Raw genomic sequence first — 18,015 nt, 5'->3', positions numbered from 1 at the left:
CTTCGGTCTCCTCACTACGTTGATCCGGGTTCGTGACCTCCCACCGTAGTCCCAGACATGGAGGGCGCGGTGTACACCGACCCCCGCCCGGTGGCCTAGAATTTCTACCCATGACGACAGAGCTGCAGATCGGCAGAGTGATCAAGTCCCACGGCATCAGGGGGGAGGTCGTGGTCGAGGTGACCACCGATGATCCCGATATCCGTTACGCCCCGGGTGAGGTGCTGCACGGCAGGCAGACGGGCCGGGAACACACCCTCACCATCGACACCGCCCGCGCCCACCAGGGACGCCTGCTCATCAAGTTCGAGGAGATCCCGGACCGCACCGCGGCGGACTCCCTCCGGGGCACCCGCTTCTTCGCCCCACCCCTGGAACGCGAGGATGACGAGGAGGGATTCTACGACCATGAGCTGGAGGGCCTGCGCATCATCCACGACGGCGCGGATATCGGTGTGGTCACCGGCGTGATGCACGGCCCCGCCGGTGAGATCCTCGAGGTGGAACTGACCTCCGGCAAGGAGGTGCTCATCCCGTTCGTCCACGCCATTGTTCCCGAGGTGGACCTGGAAGCAGGGACCGCCACGATCACCCCACCGGACGGCCTGCTGGATCTCTAGTCGGGGGTCACGGCGGGCATTGGTAGATTGAATGCCGTGACTAGTGCCAACAACAACACCGATAATCGCCGTCTGCGTCTGGACGTGGTGTCCATCTTCCCGGAATACCTCGACCCGCTGCGCCACGCCCTGCTGGGCAAGGCCATTGAGGATGGGTATCTCGAGGTCGGTGTCCATGATCTGCGTGACTGGGCCACCGGTGGGCACAAGGCCGTCGATGACACCCCCTATGGTGGTGGGCCCGGCATGGTGATGAAACCGGAGGTGTGGGGACCGGCGCTGGATGACGTTGCCGCGGGCAGGGTCGCCGGCTGGGAACTGGAGTCCGCAACCCCGCACAGAAACGTCGCGCGTCACGACGAGCTGGCGGGCGTCGACAAGCACGCCTATGAGGGTGAGGATGCCGACCTGCCCCTGCTGCTCGTGCCCACCCCGGCCGGCAAGCCGTTCACGCAGGCCGATGCGCAGGCGTGGTCGAATGAGAACCACATCGTGTTCGCGTGTGGCCGCTATGAGGGCATTGACCAGCGCGTCATCGAGGATGCACGCAACCGTTACCGCGTGCGTGAGGTCTCCATCGGTGATTATGTGCTCATCGGAGGTGAGGTGGCGGTCCTGGTCATCGCCGAGGCCGTGGTCCGCCTGATCCCCGGTGTGCTGGGCAACCGCCGGTCCCACGAGGAGGACAGCTTCTCCGACGGGCTGCTCGAGGGCCCGTCGTACACCAAACCACGGACCTGGCGCGGTCTGGACGTGCCCGAGGTGCTGTTCTCCGGCAACCACGCCAGGGTGGACCGGTGGCGGCGTGACCAGGCGTTGTTGCGCACCCAGCGGGTGCGACCCGAGCTTCTCGACGCCGTGGAGCTCACCACCGAGGACCGCAAAGTACTCGGACTGGACTAACATCACTGCGGATACTCCCCTTCACACCCTAAGGATCATGCGTGACCGAGAAGCCCGATGACACCGCAGGACACGTCGATGAGCAACCTGTCGGCACACCTGCCCCGGCGACCAAGCCCGAGCCGGAGCTGCCGAAGTTCCTCTCCAACCCGGAGAAGATGGACATCGTCCTGTTCATCCTCCTCATGGCCATGGCGGTGTACTCCATCTGCATGATCCCCCTGCGTGCCTGGCTGCTCACCCACCCGCTGGCCTACACCCTGCTGGTCGGTGGTTACACCAGCGCCGTGGTCGGTGGTGCCAACGCCTCCGTGGGCAACGGGGTGTTCTGGGTCTACCTGCTGTGCACCGTGGTGGGGGCGGTGAAGTTCATGCCCGTCTACTGGCTCATGGGCAGGCGCTGGGGCATGGAGTTCATTGATATGTCCCTGCAGTACATGCCGCGTGCCCACCGAATGTTCCGCACAGCCGTGGAGAAGGAATCCTCCACCATGTACGCCTGGGTAATCGGCCTGGTGCCCCTGGGTTACCTGCCGGGACCGGTGCCGGGCACCATCCTCAATGCGGTCGCCGGCCTGCTCAAGATCAGGTTCAGCATCATGCTGGCCTGGAATGTGGTGTGCATCCTGGTGGTCAACGGCCTGATGATGTGGTTGGGTTACACCTTCGGTGAGCAGGTGCTCGACGTGGTCAATGTGATCAACCGGTACCTGCTGTGGATCACCCTGGCACTGGTGGGCGTGGCCATCTACCGGGCACGCAAACAGGTGGCCAAGAAGTAGGAGGGTCCCTGTTACGGATATGGACAGACGGGTAGCGTGGGCATCAACCAACGAAGTCTGAAGGAGGCTACCATGCGTACCGTATCCACCGACCTCAACATCCTCATCCGACCCACGGAACTAACCGAGGCCATCGACACCATGCCCGAGGGACTCACGCAGGCCGGATACCAGGTGTCGGAGATCCACGCCCAGGTTGTCGACCTCACCTGCGAACCCGACAACATGCTGGTCACCCAGTTCTCCCAGATGGCGGGATACCCACCGATCACGGAGGTACTCCACCGCGTGGTGGTCAACGGGGAGTCGGACGCAGCACTGAAGGACCTCACGAAGATGGTGGTGAAGAACCTGCCGGAGGGTGCCTACTGGTACGGCACCTCCCTCGAGGGTGCCACCGAGCCCGGAGTCAACGCCGCGTGCGCGTGGCAGCACGGTAACTGACGGCTTGATAATTAGTGGTAGTTGATCTGATACGGTGAAACTATCCGGCTTGAAGTGGTGAATGTTTCCGGGATAACTTGGGGAGATCCACGGTAACCAGCATCAAAGGTGCCCTGCCACAACAATCGGAGAGGTTTTAGGAGCTCTTCATCGCCCGGGGCGGTTTCACCGGCCCCACTATGCGGCCGGGGGAAACAGGTGTGGCCATTGAGGCCGCCGATGCGGTGATCCTAGATTTTCACGGAAGCGTTCTGGAGCGTTTGGGCAACCTCATCTACGCGGGCGCTCACCTGCGTCGGGATGCACTGCAGACCATGATCGGAAGACATGGGGCTTGCGGTGTTCGGCTGGCTCGCTCCGCTGATGGGCGCGATCACCCAGAGGTCATCGACATGGTGGACAACCTTGCCGCGGCCTGGGTGTCGCTTACCATGGATACACTCGTTATTCCCGAGGGGACAGGCTTGTTCGGGGAGATTCCGAGTCCACTCGGTAAGCCCGCCACGCACACAATAATTTTCTCTTCCCCCAAAAGGATCAACCTGGGCTGTTAGGTTTGAGGAATGAAACGTTCCCTCACTCATGCAGCTGGTGTGGCATTGACAGTATTGGCCACCGGAGTGGTGTCCTGCGGCAATCTCATCACCGCTGATGTTCGGGGTGACACTGCCTTTTCCCTGAATGAGCGCGGCGAGCTAATGGTTCACGTTGATACCTGCGATTATGCCGCCGTCGAGATCGACATCGTGGCGGGCAGAGAGAATCTACAGGGCAGTGAAGTTAATCCCACCCTGGGGACGGTGGTCACCGATCAACCGCAGCAGGGCAGATTTGCCGTGAACATGCTTGCCCCGAAATCACCCTGGCGGGTGGAACAACCTCTCGAACCCCGGGAGAGCCCAGATCTGCTCATCATCTCGTCAGTCATCACCGGTGGGTCCGTGGCGGGCAAGGATGAGGCCATTCCGCAGGTTTCGGCGACCATGAGTGAGATAGCAGCGCTCGCGCCGGGTGAGGTGCTGATCAATGAGTGGGTGGGTGGCGAGGAGCTAATTCGCAACGTCGCCATAGCCGAAGCTGATTTTTCCGCCTCCTGTGAGTGAAACCTATCCCTGTATGCACCTGCCACGGGGTCAAGTCCGCGCGAGTGGTGTATCTGCCCTTTCGATAAAACAAGCAGCGCAACGACCTCACGGACCATCACGAGCTAAATGCAGACACTGGTTCATGCCGCATCCCTCCGCGTAACCTCAGATGCAGCAGCCTCCGCATCGATGATGTTCGCCGTCATCATCGCCCTGGTCTGTTTCAAGCTCGTCAACGACATGTACCGCTTCTGCTTCGATCCAATCATCATGCTGTTCCGCGAGCACAGCACCGACCAGGCGCACGACAGCGTCACGGTTCGGGAAGATCCCCACAACATCGGTACGCCGGCGGATTTCACGATTGAGCCGTTCGGTGGGGTTATTCGACCAGACCTTGGTCCACACCGCCTTCGGTGCGTTCGTGAACGCCAGCAGCTCATCCAAGGCTTCCTCCAGGTAATCGGCCACATCCGGGAACTTCTGCTGACAGAACTCCACCACATCCCTGGCCTGAGCCCACACCGATGCCGCATCAGGCTGCTGGAAAATCGTGTGGAACATCGCCGATCATGAGTTGGCCACTGTGTTTTCGGCACCATCCCGTACAAGTTCTTGGAAAAGTGCGTGCGACACCGCTGCCAGGAGGCATTCGGCAGGACCTCCCCGATCGCATGCTGGATCCCCAGGTGAGCGTCACTGGTAACCAAATAGACCTCGTTGACCCCTCGGGCCTTGAGGTCCCGGAAGAACCCAAGTCCACGATGCCACGGACTCGGCTGTGGCGACTTGCATACCGAGTAATTCCCGATAGCCTTCGGCATTGACCCCGGTAGCCAGCAGGACAGAGGTTTTCACCACCCGTCCGCCTTCCCTCACCTTCATGGTCAGGGCGTCACAGGAAACGTAGAGGTAGGGGCCGGTATCAAGGGGTCTGGTTCTAAAATCTTCGACCATGACATCGAGATCCTTGGCCATGTCGGACACCTGGGATTTCGACAGGTTGTTGATGCCTAGGGTGGCGACCAAGTCGTTCATCCGCCGGGTGGACACACCCTTCAAATAACACGTGGCAATCACGGTGGTCAGCGCTCGTTCAGCCCTCGTGCGCCGTTCCAGCAACCAGTCGGGGAAGAACGATCCGGTGCGTAGTTTCGGGACGGCGACGTCAACGGTGCCGACTCGGGTGTCGAAGTCCCTATGGCGGTACCCGTTGCGGGTGTTCACCCGGTCCTGGGAGACGGTGGCGTAATCGCCCGCCACACACCTGGTCGGCCTGGGTCGAGAGAATCTGGTTGATGAAGCCTTGGAGCATCTCGCGCATGAGATCAGGGGATGCTTGGGCGAGCAGTTCGTCAAGGTAGGTGGTGGGGTCGATAGAATAAGGGCCAGCGGCCATCGTTGATGTCCCTTTCGAGGAGATGTGAGAGTTGAGTCGAAAGGTACCTGCGGTGGTCGCCTCATGTGTTCATGGGGTCGCCTACCGGCAGTTACAGATACACCACGCTATCGGACACGACCCGAAGCGACGGCGGTACTGCGATGACCAGTGTCGCGATCGCGCACGGAAGGGCCTGAACCCCGGGTGGTGGACACGCTGAGCCTGGCCCATACTGGGCCGGAGAATGCGAGTGACCACAATGCCTACGAACATGTATTCCGCTGAGTTCAAAGCAGACGCAGTAGCGCTGTACGAGTCGCGCCCGGAGCTGTCCTACTCGAGGACCGCGGCAGATCTGGGAATCTCTCGCGGCGCGCTGAAGACGTGGGTCCACAAGGCCCGCAAGGCGGCCGGAAGGGTGCCGACACATCCGGACGGTGCCAGTGGCGAGCCGGAGACGGCCGAGGAGGAGTTGGCACGCCTGCGCGTCGAGAACGCGGCATTGCGTGAGGAGAGAACTTCGCTGCGCGGAGACGTTGACCGGCTCACGGAAGAGCGGGCGATCCTGCAGAAGGCCACGAAATATTTCGCGGCAGAGACGACCTGGTGATCCGCTTCCAGTTCGTCGAGGACCACCATCACGCCCACAGGGTGAAGCGGATGTGCCAGCTGCTGGGCCTTCAACGATCCTCGTTCTACAAGTGGCGTGCCTCCCGCGCTGCGCGGCAGCGTCGAGAGGGGGCTGACGCGCAGCTGGTCGCCCGGATGCGCGAGGTCCATGTGGAGCGGGATCGCACGTACGGGTACCGGCGGATGACTGCGGAACTCGCGTGTGATCCGCGCGTCGTTGGTCCGGTGAACCACAAGCGAGTCGCTCGCCTGATGCGTGACCACAATCTGGTCGGTGTGCATCTGCGCAAGCCGTTCCGAACGACCGTCGGAGATCCCGCCGCCCAGGTGTTCCCGGACCTGCTCGAGCGGGACTTCACTGCCTCCGAGCCGGGTGCAAGATTCGTCGGCGATATCACGTATCTGCCGTACGGGACGGAGGGGAAGAATCTGTATCTGGCAACGGTCATCGATGTGTGCTCGAAGAGGATCGTGGGCTGGTCAATCGCCGATCACATGCGCACGAGTCTCGTGGAAGACGCGCTTCATCACGCATTCAACAACAGAGGAGATATATCCCGATCGATTATGCATACGGATCACGGTCGCCAGTACACGTCGTCGGCGTTCCAGGCGACGTGCCGCCAGCTGGGGGTGATCCAGTCGATGGGCCGGATCGGATCGAGCGCGGACAACGCGCTGGCCGAGGCTCTCAACGCCACGCTGAAGCGAGAGACGCTGCAAGGCGCGAAGCGGTGGTCGAGCGCGTCCGCATGCCGCCAGGACGTCTTCCGGTGGATCGTGCGCTATAACACCAGTCGGAGACACTCCGCACTCGCGTACCGATCCCCGCTTGACTACGAGACTGCCTGCGCCTCTACGCTGGACCTTGCCGCCTGATTGAACACACCGTCGTGATGCTCCTATGGTGTGTCAAGCAGTTTTAAGGAATTCTTCGTAGGTTAACTTCAACTCCGATAGTCGACGCTTGCCGGTTTCAATATCGCTAATTCTTGCTGGAGCGCATCCAAGTTTCTTGGCGACTTGGGTTTGTGAAAGCCCTTTTTTCGAGCGCAGAGCTCTGAATTCATCGCTACGCAACCCACTGGATTGTCTCACAGGTCGCCCCAGACACAGCACTTGATAGATCTCTCGGACGATGGCGCGTTTTAAGCACCGCATGATTTCTTTCTTCGACAACCCTTCTTTGATTCGACGTTGAACATAGTCCCTGGTGCGTTCATCGTGACGCATCCTGACCAGGACTATGCGGTGCAGTGCTGCGTTGGCTTGGCGATCACCCCCTCTATTTAACCGGTGTCGGTTCGTCCGCCCTGAGCTCGCCGGGATAGGTGCAACGCCCCACAGATGAGCCAACGCAGCCTGTGATCGGATCCGTTGTGGATTCTCACCGAGGCTCACCAGCAATTCTGCGGCAGTAACAGCCCTGCAGCCGAAAATTTGTGTCATCGCGGGATTGATGACCTCGACCAGATCGGTGATCTTGTTATCGAGTTCATCGCATTGCGCCCGCAGCATGTTGTAGGTGGTAGCCAAGCTCTTCAAACTGGTTAAGGTGCCATTGACGGGATCAGTGACATCTGCGGGTGGGCGGCACCGCGACAATGTCATAACCAGGGTGGTGGTCGTCATCGTCGCATAACGCTGCCGAACAGTCACGGGGGCCGTGACCAGCAGAGACTTGATGAGAGTCAATAGTTTTGCCGCCGTGGCGACCAGTTGATGGCGGGTAATCTGGAGCATGCGCAGTGACTCCACTGGCCCGGTGGTGTCTTTCGGGATGCTGAGTGCTTGACCGGTGAGCACCTGCCGGGCGGCGGCGAGTGCATCAACAGGGTCTGATTTGCCATCCCGGCGTCGAAGGGCACGGGTAGGACGCAAAACCTCGAAAACTACATGTCCATGGCCAATAAGATGCCGGGTCAGACCAGCTCCGTAGGAGTTAGTACCTTCTATCCCCGCAGCTACGACGCTGTAAGCTGAGAGGAACTCGGTGACCTGCTGGTATCCGTTGCTGGTGGTGGGAAAGGTATCGGTCGCCAGATGTTTACCAGTCTCGGTCACGATGGCCACGGTGTGGGTATCGGTGTGCGTATCGATGCCGGCTACGGGGCCAGCAAGGTCAATGGTTGGTGTGGGCATGATGTTCACGGGCTTTCTGAAGCGGTGGGACACGGGGGATCCACATATCCGGAGCTTCAGACAGACAAGACGCTGATGGGACTACTACCATGACACCTGCCAGGGTGGTCACGGAAACGGTCACGCTCCTATAAGGTCATGACCGAAACTCCGGATCGCGGTACGGGACCGGAACTACTCCGAAAGACAGATCACGAGCAAGGCACACAGTGTGGCCAGTCCACTTTGGGGTCATTTCGGATGGCTCCGATCCCGTACTCCCATTATCAGCGTCCACTACTCAGGGGTCAGCCCCTGGCGGAACCTCTTACTCATCCTCCACGGCCAGGCGCAGGTGGTCATCGCCCTACACGGATACCACAAGGCTTTGCCGCATGTTGGCAATGGCCAGGCGCCGGTAACCAGTCGCGAGAAGATCGTCGCTTCCCACGGCGGACAGCGCACTTTTAGACACCTCCTGCGTTCGTCAAACGAAGCGGTCCGGGATCATTCCCGGTTTCAGCCCGGACCGCCGCGATCCGTCGACGACGTCGAGTGCTTCACCCTGGCCTGGATCGACAGGTACAACAGCGCCCGCCCGCACACCGGCCTCGGCAACGCCCCACCCGCCGAGTACGAGGCAGCGCACTGCGCTGAGCCCACCAAGTCATCGCGACCGGCAATGACACCTGCATAGACGTGGCATCAACGCGTAGATGTTTCAGTTTCTTCTGTGCTGGGGCTGTGTCAGGTGCTGGACCGGGTGTAGGCAGCGGCGCGCACCACATCTTCGTCCTCCAGTCCAGCTCCTAGTGCTCCGCCCACGGTGGCCAGGCTGGCGGTGAGCCAGCTGATCTTCGCGTAGTCCAAAGCGTTCACTGGGTGACCGGCGACACCGGCCAGTACCTGCTCGTCGATGAGCAGCAGCGCGCCGACCCAGGACAGGATGAATAAGACGAGGTAGAACACCACAACCCCGATGGCCACGGTCGCGGTGGTGGCCAAATTGAACAGGATCACCTGCTCACGTTGGGCTCGCCGCCGTGGGCGCTCCCACAAGTCGGCTCCCAGGATCAGGGTGGCACTCACCGCCCCGATCGCCATCACCGCCAGCAGGACCAGGCGCACCGGCCCGTAGTCCATGGCCAGTACCCATAGGTCCGAGGCCACCAATGTCAGCATGCCGGTGGCCGCTGCCACGACCAGCGCCCGGGAGAGCCGGGCCACGAAGGCCCAAGGCTGGTTGGCGCGGATCATGCCCAGCAGCAACCGCACGTTGCCGCTCAGCACTCGGGCCGTGAACTGCACGACGTTGTCGTCCAGGCGTTCGTCGAGATCGGTGGCCAGCTGGTGGGCTCTTCGAGCAAGATCCCGCTGGGCGTTGAGGTCTTCGGCGTCGTAGCCCAGGAGCTGCCCGACCACGTGCACGGTGGTCTCTTGCACCTTCTGCCGCACGTGCACGGCTCCCAGGGCTGGGACGGAGACCAGTCCTACCCCGTGCACGGGGCTGAGCTGGGTGAGCACCGGACGTCGGCCGGTCTTCAGGGGGATCTCGGTGAGCACCACGGCCAAATCCCAGTTCTCCTCCAGCACGCGGTTTCGGGCCGCCTCCAGCAGGTCCAAGGTCTCGGTGGGTGGATCGACCAGCCGGTCTTCGGCCATCTTCAGTTGCCAGCGCACTCCCGGATACCGCTGCACCAAAATCTTACGCACCGAGGTGGTGACCTCGGGGCCGAGCACCGCTCTCAGGGATGGTGAGACCACCAGGCCGATGAGCAGCTCGGCATCGGAAAGGGGTTCGGCAGGATCGGCGGTGGATCGGCAACGCTTAGCAGTCACCGCTCCATTATGAGGCAACCACGGGCCGGATTGCCACTGGCTCGATGGAGCCCCCAAGGTTTCGTGCAGCACCGCGGGCCGGATTCGGTGGTCGCCTCGATCCCGGAAAGAGCGGTGCTGCTCACTGCGAAATCCTCTCCCCGCCGACGCCGCCAGCGCGAAGACATCACAGCCAGCGGGCCCGGGACCTGCCGGTGTCGAGGACGGCTTCTCGATGATGCTGCAGTGACGAATCGGTTGAAGTGCTTCGGCGGTGTGGGAGCAGTGATCAGCGTGGGGCCGGTCGATTCCGTTCGGACAGGTGATGCATCGACTGCCCAGCGGCAGGTGCGGTACTGATGCGGGGGTACCCGGTGCAGGGGTGTCAAGGCCCAGCTCCGAAGACGGCAAGCCGGGCACGTGAAAGGCGAATTATGGCCCGCCGCAACCCGAGCGGTAAGGCATGTGTGGCACGAGGCGCCGAAGACGGGCCGGGCGTTTACTGCAGAGATAAATATGCTTATCCTGGTAAGGTCCGCGACATCTTGTAAGGCCCTGAGAGCGGGCCCGTCGCTGGTCCACCACGGACCGACGGGCTCGGGGACGGGGCTGAGGACCCGGAGAGGAGCCACGGCCGTGGCCGAGCTGATGCGCAAGGACCTTGATGCGTTCGGGTCTTTCTGTTGTCTGCTGGAGGATGATCTGTACGCCTCCTGGCCGCAGGTAGAGCAGTTTCTGAACGTCACCATCCGGGAAGTCCGGGTGGAGCTGCCGGGCATCGACCCGGAGTAAGACATGGAACTGACCGGGCCAACGACACTCTGCGACTGCGGGCCTGGTCCGCGCGCAAGACCGGGGCAGCCACCGTTCGGAGTTCCGTTACGGGTCCTTCTCCCGCGTCCTTCCCCTGCCGGCCGGATGCAAGGAGGGCATCACCGCCACCTGCACCGACGGGGTGCTGGTGATTTCGGGCTCCGATGCCGGGTCGGAGCCAGTGGCAGAAGTCCACGAAGATCGCAGGAACCGCGGCTGAACGGCCGATACCGAGGGGGAGCAAGGGAGGCCGGGGCTGCTGATGTGCCCGGACTGTTCCGCGATTTCTCTTCCTAACTTTCCGTCCACTCCCGACCCAGGTGCCCGGCAACCCCGGGTGCAGGCCACCGTCCGGGTCGGATCGTCACTACGAACAGGAAACGATGAGCATGTCCCATCCCTCCCCTCTTCCACCCACTGCTTCGGCTCATTACCAGGTCCTGCGTCCATTGCCTAGCTGTGTGCCACGAGACGCCCAGTTTTGGCGCGACTGCCTGGCACGCTTGTTGCATCGAAAGGTTCTCGGCCAAGATACGATCTTCTACCAGGCGGACCACACGGTCCTTGGCTTCCTGGTCAAACTTCTTTGGCATGTACTAGATTTTCCCATCTACTCAGACGGAACAAAACCTGGGGACACTTCAGGGTGGTCAGTTGACCTAATTGCTATCGGGGCAGGTTGATCGACACCTTGGAGGTGACCACCAGTGGCCATTGTGACCCACGGGTTTCCCCTCGCATTGTCGCGTCACACCCTGCTCTACGCGGCATCGGTCGTGGCTGTGGGGCCCTGGTGCTCTTCGGCACCAGCTGGGCCTTCGGTGCTGCTGTCGCCCATTCCTTCTATGTCACCCTCATGCTCTTGCAGTCCCCGGCGCGGGCACTGCGTGGGAATACGCGGGTACTCGCCGCCGGCTGGGCCGTCGTGGTCTCGGTGGCGGGGTTTCTGATCGCCCCGTATGGTCTCTGGCCCATGCTGATCGGCCTATCGGCCGTTGCCCTGATCCAGGGTTTCTTCCGGTTCGGTGAGATAGTCTCGATGACCCGTTCACCGGCGAACTTCGTCGTCTTCGCCGGTCTGTCGGGTACCGGGATGGATGTGGTGGATGTAGTCCTGGGTTCCGTCCTGGGTGCGTTGTTCATCCTCATCGTGGCCCGGTTCCTCTTCAACGGGGAGAAGCCACCACCCCCGTCCTCTTCTGCATGGGATCGCCTGAGATACGGGAGCATGCTGGCGGTGGGCTCGGTTATCATCGTCCTGATCGCGCACTGGTTGGATTTCCCCTTCGCCAACTGGGCCCTGCTGTCATTTTGTCTCCTCCTGGCCGTTGGTGCGGATCATCGTCGACGCCGGGCTGGGGAACGGATGCTCGGCACGGTCATCGGGGTGGTGCTTGCGACGTGGGTGGCCCTGCTGCCTGATCCTCTGCCCCTGATCGTCGTGGGGCTCTCAGCGTTGCTGTGTGTGGCATATCTGCACGTCGGCAACTACACGCTGTTCGTCTCGTTCCTCACCCCGGCGATCCTGCTGACCATGCCGACGCAACTGCCACTCCTGGAGACCGGCATCGAGCACGTCGAAGCTGTGGTGGGTGCGATCATCATTGCACTCATGGTGAGCGTTGCAGCCGGAGTACTGTCCCGTCAGCGGTCATCGTCTCCTGTCACGGAGTCCGGTGACTGACGCGACTGACGCGACAGACCCGGGTGGCGCTGCCTCCGGTACGAAGAGGGCTGATGGACTGGAGGTGAACGCTTCATGTGCGTGGTAGCGCAGGAGATGAAACAATGAAGTAACACTACCCTAAGTTTCATAAGGGAACCCTATCCTGCCTGGTGAGAGCCTGTTTCTCGGGATATGGTGGGGGTATGAATACCGCGACCCATACCCCCATTGTGAAAACTCCCGCCACCATTCCGAAACAACCCAACAGAATGCGGGAATTCTTCAGTTCCCGTGACGGCGTGATCGCCACCGCAGCCCTGGTGGCCATCGCGCTGTATCTGATTCTGCGTTTTGCCGTGGGGATGGAGGGCTTCGCTGCCTCCTGGCCACTCGTCGCCATCGTCATCGGTGGTGGTGTCCCGCTGGGTATTGATGTGGTGAAATCGGCGATTGCCACCCGCGGTGGTGCTGACACCCTGGCTGCGGTCTCCATCCTCGCCTCCGTCCTACTGGGGGAGTGGCTGGTGGCCGCGATCGTGGTGCTCATGCTCTCCGGTGGTGAGGCACTGGAGGATGCCGCCTCCAAGAGGGCCTCGGCCACACTTGACGCACTGGCCAGACGTGCGCCGCAGATCGCCCACCGTAAAAACCCGGATGGCACCACCGAGGACATCGCCATCGATGATGTCCGCATCGGTGATGAGCTGGTGGTGTTACCGCATGAGCTGTGTCCGGTGGATGGTGAGGTGATCTCCGGGCACGGTGCCATGGATGAATCCTTCCTGACCGGTGAGCCCTATGTGGTGAGTAAATCTGAGGGGTCCGGGGTGATCTCGGGTGCGATCAACGCGGATGATGCACTGGTGATCCGGGCCACGGCCCTGGCGGAGGATTCCCGTTATGCCAGCATCGTGGGAGTGCTGCGTGAGGCGGAGACCAACCGCCCCGAGATGCGTCGGCTCGCCGACCGTCTTGGAGCCTGGTACACCGTGCTCGCCCTGGCCATGGGTGCGATCGGTTGGATCATCTCCGGGGATCCGACCCGCTTTCTGGCAGTGGTGGTCATCGCCACCCCGTGTCCGCTGCTGATCGGTGTCCCGGTGGCCATCATCGGTGCGATCAACCTGGCGGCGAAGCGGGGCATTGTCATCAAGAATCCGGGCATCCTGGAGGAGGTGTCCCAGGTGGACACCGTCATGTTCGACAAGACGGGAACCCTGACCTACGGGCGTCCCGTGATCACCCACTTCCAGACCGCCGACGGCCTCGATGAGGATTACGCCCTGGCGCTGGCAGCGGCCGTGGAACGCTATTCCCGCCATCCCCTGGCCACCGCCATCGTGGAGGAGGCGGATGCCCGTGGAGTGGACAAACTTACGGTGGATTCGATCTCCGAGAAACCCGGCCAGGGACTGACCGGTGTCGTCGACGGTCTTGAGGTCAAACTGACCAGCCGCAAGGCGTTGGCGGATTCCTCCTTCCTGCCCCAGGACCAGGCGGGAATGGAATCGGTGATGCTTCTCGACGGTGAATTCGCCGCCTTCATCCAGTTCCGTGATGAACCGCGCAGGTCTGCCGCTGATTTCATCGCCCACCTGGGCAAGAAACACGGCACCACCGAGACCATGATCATCTCCGGTGACCGCGCCTCCGAGGCGGAGTACCTGGCAGAGAAGGTCGGTATCAAGACCGTGCATGCCGGGGTGAGCCCGGAGGGCAAACTCGAACTGGTCCGTGAACACAACAAACGCGGCAAGACACTGTTTCTGGGCGACGGCATCAACGACGCCCCGGCGATGGCCACCGCGACCGTCGGTGTGGCCTTCGGCGCCGGTTCTGATGTGACCATGGAGGCTGCTGATGCGGTCGTCCTGGATTCCTCCCTGGAGCGTCTGGACAACCTCATCCACATCGGTGCCCGCATGCGAAAGATCGCACTGCAGACCGCAATCGGCGGCATGGCCCTGTCCTTCATCGGCATGGTGCTGGCGGTGTTCGGCCTGCTGACCCCGCTGATGGGTGCGATCGCCCAGGAGGTCATCGATGTGGCCGCCATCCTCAACGCCGCCCGCGTGCCGTTCACCAAGAAGAAGCTGAGCGACTTCTAGATCGGGCGTACCCGCTAGAATCGCGAGAATGTCAGTAATCTCGATTTCCAGCACGATCGCCCGCGAACTCGGTGTCCGCGAGGAGCAGGTGGTCGCGGCCATCACGCTTCTCGACGAGGGAAACACCGTCCCCTTCATCTCCCGCTACCGGAAGGAGATCACCGGGGGCCTTGATGACACCCAGCTGCGCCAACTGGAGGACCGCCTGGGTTACCTGCGTGAGTTGGAGGACCGCAAGAAGACCATCCTCGAGACCATCGGGGAGCAGGGCCAACTCACCGATGACCTCCGGGCACTGATCATGGGGTGTGAGACCAAGGCGCGCCTGGAGGATCTCTACCTGCCGTTCAAGAAGCGTCGCCGGACCAAGGCCGACATCGCCCGCGAAGCCGGGCTGGAGGAGCTCGTCGATACGCTTATCGACGCCCCCACCACCGACGCCACCGCTGAGGCGGCACGGTTCATCACCGACGGCTTCGGGGACACCAAGAAGGTCCTCGACGGTGCCCGTGCCATCCTCATCGACCGCTTCGCCCTGGATGCCGACCTGGTGGGCGAGGTCCGTGAACAGATGTACCGGACCGGTTCCCTCACCGCCTCCGTGGTGGCGGGCAAGGAGACCGAGGGCGCGAAATTCAAGGACTACTTCGAGTTCAGTGAATCCTTCGACTCCCTGCCCTCCCACCGCATCCTGGCGCTACTGCGCGGTGAGAACGAGGGGGTGCTCCAGCTGAACCTGGACGCCGGCGATGACACCATCTACGAGGGCATGATCGCCGACCGTTTCTCCCTGGACACCGGGGGTTCGAGCTGGTTGGCTGAGGCAGTGCGGTGGGGATGGCGCACCAAACTCTATGTCTCCTCCAGCCTGGATGTCCGCATGCGGCTGAAGGAGAAGGCCGAGGTCGGCGCCCTCGAGATCTTCGCCACCAACCTCCGGGATGTGCTGCTGGCCGCCCCCGCTGGTCAGCGCGCCACCATCGGTCTGGACCCGGGTTTCCGCAACGGCGTGAAGGTGGCCGTGGTGGATTCCACCGGCAAGGTGCTGGACACCACCATCGTCTACCCGCACCAGCCACAGAACCGGTGGGCGGACGCGGTGCAGGAGCTGGCGGGCCTGTGCGCCACCCACGGGGTGGAGCTGATGGCTGTGGGTAACGGTACCGCCTCCCGGGAGACGGAGAAACTCGCCGGTGAGGTCGCGGACCTCATCAAACAGGCCGGCGGTACCCGCCCGACCCCGGTGATGGTCTCGGAATCCGGGGCGTCGGTGTATTCCGCCTCCGAGATCGCGGCGGAGGAATTCCCGGACATGGATGTCTCCCTGCGTGGTGCGGTCTCCATCGCCAGGCGCCTGCAGGATCCCCTGGCGGAACTGGTCAAGATCGATCCCAAGGCCATCGGCGTGGGGCAGTATCAGCATGATGTGAACCAGGCAGCCCTTGCCAGAACACTGGATGCCGTGGTGGAGGACACCGTGAACGCCGTGGGCGTGAACCTCAATACCGCGTCTGCACCGCTGCTCACCCGGGTGGCAGGTGTCAGTTCCACGCTGGCGAACAACATCGTCGCCTACCGCGATGACAACGGTGGATTCTCATCCCGCAAGGAGCTGAACAAGGTGCCGCGTCTGGGGCCGAAGGCCTTCCAGCAGTGCGCCGGTTTCCTGCGTATCAACGGCGGGAAGGACCCGCTCGATGCCTCCGCGGTACACCCCGAGGCCTACCCGGTGGTCAAACGCATCGTCGAGGCCACCGGCGTGGGCATCGGCGACCTCATCGGCAACACCGCGGTGCTCTCCACCCTGCGCCCGGAGGATTTCGCTGATCAGCAGTTCGGTATTCCCACCGTCACCGACATCATCGCCGAGCTGGACAAACCCGGCCGTGATCCCCGCCCTGAATTCAAGACAGCCACCTTCAAGGAGGGTGTGGAGAAGATTTCCGACCTCAGCCCGGGGATGATCCTGGAGGGCACCGTGACCAATGTGGCGGCCTTCGGTGCCTTCGTGGATGTCGGTGTCCACCAGGATGGTCTGGTCCATGTCTCGGCAATGAGCGAGAAGTTCATCTCCGATCCCCATGAGGTGGTCCGTTCCGGCCAGGTGGTGAAGGTCAAGGTCATGGAGGTGGATGTGGACCGTAAACGCATCGGCCTGTCCCTGCGCCTGAATGATGAACCGGGCCAGCCTGCCAGGAAGCCACAGCGGAACAACCAGCGCACCAACCCACGTGGAGGCCGCAACGACGGCAGAACCCCGGCCCGTGGTGGGCAGGGGCAGCGTCGACAAGCACCGACCGCACCTGCGGGTGGCGCCATGTCCGATGCGCTCAGGCGGGCGGGCCTGGGACACTAGACTTTTCTACGGGACTATCCGGGTTTAATCTTGAGGGTATGACTCGCAGCCAGATGGTCCGACAGGTTCGCCATGACCTCAACGTCAAACCCTTCATCGCCATCTGGGAGGTGACACGCGCCTGCCAGCTGGTCTGCCGACACTGCCGGGCCGATGCCCAGCATGAGCCCGCACCCGGCCAGTTGAGCACTGAGGAGGGATTCGCCCTCCTGGACTCGCTGGCCACCTATGATCATCCACGTCCGCTGGTTGTTCTCACCGGCGGTGATCCCTTCGAACGTGGTGATCTCACGGAGCTGACCCGGTACGGAACCGGTCTCGGACTCAATATCTCGCTGTCCCCCTCGGTGACACCACGCCTGACCCGCGCCAGGCTCGTCGAACTGCGGGAGGCCGGCGGATCGGCGTTATCGCTCTCCCTCGACGGGGCCGTGGCGGAGACCCATGATCACTTCCGGGGTTTCGCCGGCACCTTTAAGCAGACGGTGGAGATGGCCCGGGTGGTCACCGACTTCGGTTACCGGCTGCAGATCAATTCCACGCTGACCGCGGGAAACGTGCATCAGGCACCGGCGCTGCTGGCCCGGGTCATCGACATGGGCGCGCGGCTGTGGAGCGTGTTCTTCCTCGTGCCCACCGGCCGTGGTGCGGGTCTGGGCGCCCTGGATGCCGACGAGCGCGAGGACGTCCTCCACTGGCTCCACGACGTCTCGGACCGTGTGGCCATCAAAACCACCGAGGCGCCCCAGTACCGGCGCGTTGTCCTGCAACGCACACAGGGGCAGAGCTATCAGGGAGGGGAACTGTACCGCTACCTGACGGACGCAACCACCCGGCTGCTCGGTGAAAGGCCCACCACACCCCGTCGGCCCCGGCCACCGATGGCGGTCAACGCGGGCAGCGGTTTCGTGTTCATCGACCACCTGGGTGATGTGTATCCCAACGGGTTCCTCCCTCTGCACTGCGGAAACGTCAGAGACACACCCCTGCCGGAGATCTACTCCGACTCCCCGGTCTTCCGGTCCCTGCGTGACCCCTCAACATGGCGGGGAAAATGTTCGGTCTGCGAGTTCGCCAGTGTGTGCGGTGGCTCCCGGTCCACGGCGTACGCGATCACCGGCGACCCCCTGGCCTCCGACCCGACCTGCTCCCACGTTCCTGCGGCGTGGACACCGGACGAGGGGGATCGGCGGGAGGAGCGTGGACACCGGGCGCTCCGGATATCAGCCCCGGGGTCCTGACCTTCCGTGGTCCCGCGGATTCCCCCGGAGCCTCATCGCCGATCCCG

General features: G+C 62.5%; 16 protein-coding genes and 1 pseudogene. 14 read left to right on the top strand and 3 right to left on the bottom strand.

The features are described 5' to 3' along the window. The first annotated feature begins 110 nt into the window (after positions 1-110). The 6 genes from rimM (at position 111) to CE_RS09705 (ending at position 3,852) form a co-directional block, all read left to right on the top strand. A complete protein-coding gene (rimM, locus tag CE_RS09730) occupies positions 111-620 on the top strand; it encodes a ribosome maturation factor RimM (protein WP_006767953.1) in 510 nt (169 codons plus the stop codon). 27 nt (positions 621-647) lie between these two features. After that, positions 648-1,523 carry a tRNA (guanosine(37)-N1)-methyltransferase TrmD gene (gene trmD / locus CE_RS09725; protein WP_006767952.1) on the top strand — a complete coding sequence of 292 codons (876 nt, stop codon included), beginning with the start codon at positions 648-650 and terminating at the stop codon, positions 1,521-1,523. Positions 1,524-1,564: 41 nt separating this feature from the next. Continuing rightward, entirely contained in the window at positions 1,565-2,305 is a 741-nt protein-coding gene (locus CE_RS09720) for a DedA family protein (protein WP_006767951.1), read from the top strand. Between the two features lie 72 nt (positions 2,306-2,377). Continuing rightward, on the top strand, positions 2,378-2,749 hold the full coding sequence (locus CE_RS09715; protein ID WP_006767950.1) for a hypothetical protein: 372 nt from the start codon (positions 2,378-2,380) through the stop codon (positions 2,747-2,749). A gap of 200 nt (positions 2,750-2,949) precedes the next feature. Continuing rightward, positions 2,950-3,303, top strand: coding sequence for a hypothetical protein (locus CE_RS09710; protein WP_231295018.1), 354 nt, complete (start codon positions 2,950-2,952; stop codon positions 3,301-3,303). A gap of 9 nt (positions 3,304-3,312) precedes the next feature. Next, positions 3,313-3,852 carry a hypothetical protein gene (locus tag CE_RS09705; protein ID WP_006767948.1) on the top strand — a complete coding sequence of 180 codons (540 nt, stop codon included), beginning with the start codon at positions 3,313-3,315 and terminating at the stop codon, positions 3,850-3,852. A 122-nt stretch (positions 3,853-3,974) separates the two neighbouring features. On the opposite strand, the pseudogene CE_RS09700 reads toward CE_RS09705, so the two are convergent. Further along, positions 3,975-5,233, bottom strand: a pseudogene (locus CE_RS09700) (IS256 family transposase). A gap of 241 nt (positions 5,234-5,474) precedes the next feature. On the opposite strand from CE_RS09700, the gene CE_RS09690 reads away from it, so the two are divergent. Continuing rightward, positions 5,475-6,724 (top strand): IS3 family transposase gene (locus CE_RS09690; RefSeq protein ID WP_231295017.1). Its coding sequence is split into 2 segments (ribosomal slippage): positions 5,475-5,811 and positions 5,811-6,724, totalling 1,251 coding nucleotides; the frame shifts between segments, so codons are not numbered across the junction. A gap of 33 nt (positions 6,725-6,757) precedes the next feature. On the opposite strand, the gene CE_RS09685 is transcribed toward CE_RS09690, so the two are convergent. Beyond that, positions 6,758-7,987, bottom strand: coding sequence for an IS110 family transposase (locus CE_RS09685; RefSeq protein WP_006770550.1), 1,230 nt, complete (start codon positions 7,985-7,987; stop codon positions 6,758-6,760). Positions 7,988-8,198: 211 nt separating this feature from the next. Here CE_RS09685 and CE_RS15860 point away from each other — a divergent pair, with 211 nt between their 5' ends. Further along, positions 8,199-8,663: an integrase core domain-containing protein gene (locus tag CE_RS15860; protein ID WP_011075682.1), complete on the top strand. Its 465-nt coding sequence runs from the start codon at positions 8,199-8,201 to the stop codon at positions 8,661-8,663. Positions 8,664-8,713: 50 nt separating this feature from the next. On the opposite strand, the gene CE_RS09680 is transcribed toward CE_RS15860, so the two are convergent. After that, positions 8,714-9,805: a hypothetical protein gene (locus CE_RS09680; protein ID WP_006767942.1), complete on the bottom strand. Its 1,092-nt coding sequence runs from the start codon at positions 9,803-9,805 to the stop codon at positions 8,714-8,716. A 615-nt stretch (positions 9,806-10,420) separates the two neighbouring features. Between CE_RS09680 and CE_RS15515 the strand changes: the two genes are divergently transcribed. From CE_RS15515 to CE_RS09655, 6 genes are all read left to right on the top strand, one after another. Next, complete coding sequence (locus CE_RS15515; RefSeq protein WP_196794343.1) at positions 10,421-10,576, top strand: hypothetical protein; 156 nt, start codon at positions 10,421-10,423, stop codon at positions 10,574-10,576. A 43-nt stretch (positions 10,577-10,619) separates the two neighbouring features. Next, on the top strand, positions 10,620-10,817 hold the full coding sequence (locus CE_RS15855) for an Hsp20/alpha crystallin family protein (RefSeq protein WP_081447225.1): 198 nt from the start codon (positions 10,620-10,622) through the stop codon (positions 10,815-10,817). 573 nt (positions 10,818-11,390) lie between these two features. Next, entirely contained in the window at positions 11,391-12,281 is an 891-nt protein-coding gene (locus CE_RS09670; protein ID WP_006767940.1) for an FUSC family protein, read from the top strand. 185 nt (positions 12,282-12,466) lie between these two features. Further along, the gene (locus CE_RS09665; RefSeq protein WP_081447213.1) at positions 12,467-14,371 is read left to right on the top strand and encodes a heavy metal translocating P-type ATPase; all 1,905 of its coding nucleotides are present in this window, start codon (positions 12,467-12,469) and stop codon (positions 14,369-14,371) included. 28 nt (positions 14,372-14,399) lie between these two features. After that, positions 14,400-16,727 (top strand): Tex family protein, encoded by a 2,328-nt coding sequence (locus CE_RS09660; RefSeq protein ID WP_006767938.1) that lies wholly within the window; start codon positions 14,400-14,402, stop codon positions 16,725-16,727. A gap of 38 nt (positions 16,728-16,765) precedes the next feature. Further along, positions 16,766-17,968, top strand: a complete 1,203-nt coding sequence (locus CE_RS09655) for a TIGR04053 family radical SAM/SPASM domain-containing protein (protein ID WP_006767937.1) — start codon at positions 16,766-16,768, stop codon at positions 17,966-17,968. Positions 17,969-18,015: the final 47 nt, after the last annotated feature.

This window comes from Corynebacterium efficiens YS-314, from assembly GCF_000011305.1.
GTDB lineage: Bacteria > Actinomycetota > Actinomycetes > Mycobacteriales > Mycobacteriaceae > Corynebacterium > Corynebacterium efficiens.
The sequence above is the reverse complement of the archived record's forward strand: the minus strand, read 5'-3'. Positions and strand labels throughout refer to the sequence as shown.